Origin of the sequence: Flavobacterium sp. NLM (assembly GCF_002210235.1) — a bacterium.
GTDB lineage: Bacteria > Bacteroidota > Bacteroidia > Flavobacteriales > Flavobacteriaceae > Flavobacterium > Flavobacterium panici.
The window spans coordinates 61,278-67,660 of sequence record NZ_LIAC01000027.1; the positions used below are offsets into that span (position 1 = coordinate 61,278).

Here is a 6,383-nt window from a genome sequence, read left to right on the forward strand (position 1 = left end):
TGATTAAAACTTAAGATCAATTCCTACTGTGTATGTTTTTACATTTGGATATGCTGCTGCATAACCATCTGTTTCAGGATCTATACCATCATATTTTGTAATGGTAAAAAGGTTTTGTCCATCAAGTCTAATGGCTGCTCCCTGTATGTATTTACCAAACCATCTTTGTGGAAAATTGTAACTAAGCGATACGCTTTGTAAACGAACAAACGAAGCATCCTGCATAAAGAAATCACCTGAACCGTATTGTGTGTATCCAAAGTGTGAACCAGGACGAGTGTTTGTTGGATTATCCGGTGTCCATCTGTCGTAAACACTTCTTAATGCATTTCTTCCGTTTTGTGCTACTCCTACTGCAGTTACGCCATAAGTAAAATCGGTTTGATCTACAATTTTTCGTCCAAACATTCCATTAAAAACAAAATTCAATTGGAAGTTTTTCCAGATAATTGTATTACTTAAACCTGCAGAAAAATCAGGATCTGCAGAGCCCAGTAAAACAGTATCGGCTTCGTCAATTTTTCCGTCTGGTGCTCCGGTTCTTAAAAACACTCCTTTTTCATCTGTAACCGGATTTCCAGATGCATCTCTAACAAAACCGTTAAGATCTTTTATTTTAATTTGCCCCGGATATAAATCTGGCTGTGCAGGAACTACTTCTCCAATCTGCATAATACCATCTGCAATCTGGCTATATTGTGCACGTACCGGATCGTTGTAACTCATATATACTGAAGGTTTCCAGTCTGGAGCTCTTTCTTTCCAATTCGTTTTATATTGTGAATATGTAAAAGTTGTATTCCATTTAAAATCCTGAGTATCGATATTTTTTGAAGTTAAAGTAACCTCAACACCTTTAGTTTGTGTACTGCCTATATTTGCCCAAACAGTATTGATTTCATGATAACTATTAATAGGTTTTTCCATTAATAAATCAGAAACTACTCTTTCATATACCTCTACCGAACCTGAAATTCTTCTGTTTAATAATTCAAAATCAACACCAAAATTCTTTTCTGTAGTTGTTTCCCATTTCAAATCAGGATTTTCTAATCTGCTGGCAAATACTCCAGTCCAAATTGATTCATCTGAGTTTAAATAAGCTGGCTGTGCATAAAATGCCCCTTTAGAAAGTCCGGCAGAATTACCAACAGAACCATAACCAAATCGCAGTTTAAGTTGTGATACATAATCTGTAATACCTTTCATGAATGGTTCTTGCGACACATCCCAACCCACCGAAATTGATGGAAACAAAGCATATTTTTTATTTGCTGCAAAGAAACTTACTCCGTCACGACGGATGGTAGAAGTTAACAGATATTTGTCTTTATAAGAGTAGTTTACTCTTGAAAAATACGAACGGTAACTATCTTCATTTTTTGATGATGTAGTTAATTTTGTTCCTGCTCCCGCATTCATATTATGCCATAAAAAAGCATCTGTGATAAAATTACTGTTTCCTAATGATGCTCTTTCATTTCTGTAGGTTGACTGAGAATAACCTGCCATAAAAGTAAAAGAGTTGTCGTCTCCAATTTTTGTATTATAGGTTAATATAACATCTAGCAAATCATCATTCTTTTTTTGTGTATTGAAAGTTGCTTTACCATTTTCTAATTGCCCATACAGTGTAGTTCTTGGCAAATAATTACCTCTGCTTGTCTCTCCCTGATCAAAACCTGCCTGAACTCTTGCAGTAAGACCTTTTAATGGTTTTATTTCTGCATAAAAATTGGTCAATGTTCTGTCTATTACTCCTTCGTCTGTAATTGTTAACAATGAATATGGATTTGGTTCTAAAGCATTATCCGGGTTAATTGGATAATTACCAAATTCATCAATTGCTTCAATATTTGGACTTTGCTGTATAGCAGATCTTATAATTCCTGAATTTTCAAATTGATCGCCACCTAATTGTGAGTTTTGATTTTTGATTCGGCTTTTAGTCATGTTCATTCCAAAAGTCACATAATCAGTTAGTTTTTGATCAATACTAAAATGAACCGTGCTTCTTTTTAATCCTGAATTTTTAACAATTCCTTCCTGATTGAATAAGTTTCCTGATAAAAAATATTTAGTTGATTTTGTCCCGCCTCGTATAGAAAGGTTATTTTGCTGAACCATTCCATCTCTTGTCACTAGTCCAAGCCAGTCTGTTCCTTTTCCGGCATTTCTAATCTGCTCATCAGAATAGAATCTTTTAAACGGAATTCCATTTACTGGTGCAGCATTTGCTTCTTCCAATGTTTTTGGAGAATATGGATATACTTTATTAATAAATTCCCAATTTTCTCTGGCAGCGTCATTTCTTAGCTGCATCCATTCCTGCAAATCCAATACCTCATAACTATCATTGTATTTTTGATACGAATAAGAACCAGAATAATCAACTCTTACATCTCCTTCTTTTCCTTTTTTGGTCGTAATCATAATGACACCATTTGCAGCTCTTGCACCATAAATTGCAGAAGCACTGGCATCTTTTAAAACCTCTATAGATTCGATATCATTTGGGTTAAATGAGTTTAGAATACTCTGCGTACCGCCATCATAGCGGTTTCCTGTTCCAGGCTGCTGTAAATTTGTAACCGGAAATCCATCAATAACAACTAAAGGATCGTTGCTTGCATTAATAGAACCCGCACCACGAATCTGGATATTAAATCCACCACCTGGCTGGGCGCTGTTTTGTACGATTTGTAAACCCGCCACTTTTCCCTGAAGTGCTGTTAAAACTGAAGGCGCTGAAGATAAAGTAAGCGTTTCTCCTTTTACAGAAGACATTGCTCCTAATACATTTTTCTTTTTCTGTGTTCCGTAACCTACAATAATAACCTCATTTAAACTTTTTGACGATGGTACTAATGAGACTTTAATTGTGGTTTGTCCGGCAATTGCCACTTCTTTCGTTTCGTAACCTACATACGAAAACAAAAGCGCTTCTGTAGCGGCAGGAACTACTATTGTATAACTTCCGTCAAAATCAGTGGTTGTTCCTCTTGATGATCCTTTCGGCAAAATGGTAACACCAATCATTGGCTGTCCTAATTCATCTAAGACAGTACCTTTAATTGTTATATCTGCTTCTGACTCTTTATTTATAATTTCTGATTTCTTATCATTTTCTGTAGAAGAAACCGCGCTTACTTTAAAAACAGAAACTATCAGAAATAAGACCGTGAGTAATGTCTTTAAATTAAATTTTATTTCCTGATAGTTACTGTATAGTAACTTGTTACTTTTTTTCATATTATTCTGGTTAGTTTAATGGTTAATGTGAAAAGCAAACTTTGCGTGAGTAAAAATTGGTTAAGGTTTTTTCAAACACAAAGCGAAATGGGTCGGTTATGTTTTTTTTGAATTCATAATTTTTGTCTGTTTTTTGTTTTTGTTTTCGTTTGGTTATTTTTCTTAATTGATATTCTTATTTTATTTTTTTCTTTTAATAATCAGCTGCTTATTAATTTTTTAGGAAGTCCTTTTTTGAGTTTTTAAAATTGATTTTTAAGCTTAAAAAAATGGATAAAAAAAAGCTGTTTTTTGACTTAACTATGGCTAAACTAAATAATATTTTTTAATAAACAATGGCAAAATCGAAAAAATGTGTTCGTGCACATAAAAAAAGTGTTTTCGAGCACATTTTTTAGAAAAAGTATTATTAAATTCTTATCATTTTCAAATATTTATCTTGTAAGAATTTAAAAAATTGTCTAAAAAAATTTATTATCAATCGAAAACCAAATTATTTATTTTGATATCCATTTAATTAAAAATCGCAGTTAAATGATTTTTTTATTATTTTAAAATCAGCACTTTATTCGATTTCGAATAAAATTTATATTTAAGCCGAAATCAATTTTTGAACGATTATTTCACAGTAATTCTTTAATGACCGAGATGAATTTTTCTGCCAGTTCATCTGCATTTTTCTGTGACTTACTTTCGGTATAAATTCTAATGATTGGTTCTGTATTTGATTTTCTCAAATGCACCCATTCTTCGTCAAAATCTATTTTAACTCCATCGATGCAATTCGGGTTTTCATTTTTGAATTTTTGAGTGATTTTTTCCAAAATTTCATCGACATTAATTTCCGGTGTCAGCTCAATTTTACTTTTGCTCATGTAATAATCCGGATAACTTTCGCGAAGCGTTTTGCATGAAACTTTTTCATTTGCCAAATGCGATAAAAACAATGCCGTTCCAACTAACGAATCTCGTCCGTAATGTGATGCCGGATAAATAATTCCACCGTTGCCTTCTCCACCAATTATGGCGTTTGTGCTTTTCATTAATTCGACAACATTTACTTCGCCAACCGCACTTGCCTGATATTTTCCGCCATGCTTTAAAGTAATATCTCGCAATGCTCTTGAAGATGATAAATTAGAAACCGTATCGCCTTTTGTTTTTCCTAAAACATAATCGGCGCAAGCGACCAAAGTGTATTCTTCGCCAAACATTGAACCGTCTTCGCAAATAATCGCCAAACGATCTACATCTGGATCAACCACTATTCCGAAATCGGCTTTTTCTGTTACGACCAATTCTGAAATATCTGTCAAATGTTCTTTTAAAGGTTCCGGATTATGCGGAAAATGTCCGTTTGGTTCGCAATACAATTTGATGCATTCAACTCCTAATTTTTCCAGTAAACTCGGAATCGCAATTCCGCCCGTAGAATTAACCGCATCAACAACTACTTTAAAATTGGCGCTTTTGATTGCTTCAACATCAACTAAAGCTAATTTTAAAACTTCGTCAATGTGTTTTTCGATGTAACCTTCCTTCTTTTCATATTTGCCTAAATCATCAACTTCTGCAAAAAGAAAATTTTCATCTTCTGCGATTTTCAGGATTTTTTCTCCTGCTTCTGCATTTAAAAATTCTCCTTTATGATTTAGTAATTTTAAAGCGTTCCATTGTTTTGGATTATGACTTGCCGTGATGATGATTCCGCCATCGACTTTATCTAATGTTACAGCTACCTCAACAGTTGGCGTTGTCGACAAACCAATATCAACGACATTAATCCCTAAACCCGTAAGCGTATTCGAAACTAAATTGCTGATCATTTCTCCCGAAATCCTGGCGTCTCTCCCTATAATTACGGTTAATGATTGATTTGAGTTTTCACTTTTAAGCCACATTCCGTAAGCTGCGGCAAATTTGACCGCATTTACCGGAGTCAAATTTTCATTGACAACCCCGCCAATTGTGCCTCGTATTCCTGAAATTGATTTTATTAATGCCATTTTTACTTATTATTATTTTTATTTTTTGCCACAGATTAAAAGGATTAAAATGATTTTTTTTGCCACGAATTATCACGAATTTAATTTGTGGAAATTTGTGTAATTCGTGGCAAAGTCTAATCTCATTTTATTAAACTTAGAATCTTAGCATCTCAGAACCTTAGCAACTTAAAAGTGCCATCTCACGAAAGCTTCCATCGCTGCGTAGCTTGAAAGTCCCATTTGTTGGTAGACTTGTGCGGTTTCACGGTTTCGGTCTTCGGCTCTCTGCCAGAACTCTCTTGAATCTGTTCCCTGGAAAACAACTCCGTCTTTTTGAGATTGATGTTTGAAGATTCCGTGGCGTTTTGCTAAAACCTGATCCGGGCTCATTGGAACCGCCATTTCAACTTCGTCGATTCCCCATTCCTGCCAAGCTCCTCTGTACAACCACAACCAGCAGTCGTTCATGAATGGTTTTGGTTTTAAAGCTTTTACAGCTTCAAAAATCGCATCCAGACATACTTTGTGCGTACCGTGTGGGTCAGCTAAATCTCCTGCTGCGTAGATTTGATGCGGTTTGATTTTTTCAATTAAATCCATTGTCAACTGGATATCTTCTTGTCCGATTGGTTTCTTCTCGATTGTTCCGGTTTCATAAAACGGAAGTTCCATAAAATGAATCTGATCATCTGTTAATCCAACAAAATGACTTGTCGCTCTCGCCTCTCCTTTTCTGATTAATCCTTTGATGTATCTTACTTCGGGAATATCAATTTCGCTGTTCTTTTTATTTTCTAAAAACGTTTGTGCTTTTTTGTAAATGTTATCCGCCTCTTCGCTTTTAATGTTGAATTTTTCATTGTAATCAATAACGAATCTTGCGAAACGTAACGCTTCATCATCCGCGACAGCGATATTTCCAGAAGTCTGATAAGCAACATGTACCTCATGTCCCTGCTCCTGCAGACGCATAAAAGTTCCACCCATACTAATAATATCATCATCAGGATGCGGACTGAAAATCAATACACGCTTTTTAGCCGGTTCTGCTCTTTCAGGACGGTTGGTATCTTCCGCATTTGGTTTTCCACCCGGCCAGCCTGTGATTGTATTTTGAAGTTTATTGAATATTTTAATATTGAT

At 34.9% G+C, this 6,383-nt stretch carries 3 protein-coding genes; all 3 read right to left on the reverse strand.

Annotation, left to right across the window (positions count from 1 at the left end; genetic code table 11):
- Window positions 1-3: 3 nt before the first annotated feature.
- Window positions 4-3,252, reverse strand: coding sequence for a SusC/RagA family TonB-linked outer membrane protein (locus tag APR43_RS23720; protein ID WP_053474213.1), 3,249 nt, complete (start codon window positions 3,250-3,252; stop codon window positions 4-6).
- Window positions 3,253-3,875: 623 nt separating this feature from the next.
- Window positions 3,876-5,258: a phosphoglucosamine mutase gene (gene glmM, locus APR43_RS23725; protein ID WP_053474212.1), complete on the reverse strand. Its 1,383-nt coding sequence runs from the start codon at window positions 5,256-5,258 to the stop codon at window positions 3,876-3,878.
- A 168-nt stretch (window positions 5,259-5,426) separates the two neighbouring features.
- The coding region (locus APR43_RS23730; protein ID WP_205720348.1) for a PIG-L family deacetylase at window positions 5,427-6,383 on the reverse strand (957 nt) is incomplete at its 5' end.

Excerpts from the sequence above, each read along its gene's own strand:
- APR43_RS23720 (WP_053474213.1), bottom strand. The coding sequence starts at position 3,252 with ATGAAAAAAAGTAACAAGTTACTATACAGTAACTATCAGGAAATAAAA.
- glmM (WP_053474212.1), bottom strand. The coding sequence starts at position 5,258 with ATGGCATTAATAAAATCAATTTCAGGAATACGAGGCACAATTGGCGGG.